1 protein-coding gene is annotated in these 554 nt (G+C 61.6%); it reads left to right on the top strand.

Annotated features, from left to right (window positions below; translation table 11 throughout):
* On the top strand, positions 1–440 hold a 440-nt coding region (locus ACSDR0_RS51100; RefSeq protein ID WP_435296217.1), incomplete at its 5' end, for a hypothetical protein.
* Positions 441–554 lie beyond the last annotated feature (114 nt).

The raw sequence follows: 554 nt of genomic DNA, 5'->3' as shown, positions 1-554 counted from the left end.
CCATAGGCGTCGTGATCTCTGCTGATGAGCTTGCCAGCCGCAGGCTGCTCCAGGTGACGGTGTCATGGCACATCCACCCCAGCGACAACCAGGCCTCGCTGGTGCATATGTGGTTGCACCTGGATGATCTAGATTCTGTCCTCTTCCATACGGCGCCCGATGCCTCGCTCGAGCTGACGCTTGATCGGCCACACGACTCCTATGACATGGACGAGCACGGCCAGGTCATCGTCGGTCCCGCTCCAGAGGATTTCCTGATGAGCCGATTCATCGGCCAGTCGATCCGAGCCGTTCACCGCATCATCGACCACCGGATCGAGACGGAGATCGGCCTCCGGCTCGAACTCGATCGCGGCGAGGTGCGCATCCTCAACCTGGACGACGAACTGGTCATCACCGACACCGCCCTGCCGGACGCGCTCGAAGCTGCCCTCCGCTGACACTTCCTCGCGACATTCAGTGCGCTGAACCCACGAGGTGAACAGGCCCTCAGATGCCGAACCCACGCAAGTTCCCGCTGAAGAAGCCTCAGTTCGCGTGAACTCTGGGCTTTC

Source organism: Streptosporangium sp. G11, assembly GCF_051192615.1.
In the GTDB taxonomy this organism is placed as follows: Bacteria; Actinomycetota; Actinomycetes; order Streptosporangiales; family Streptosporangiaceae; genus Streptosporangium.
This window is presented reverse-complemented; position numbering and strand designations above follow the sequence as displayed.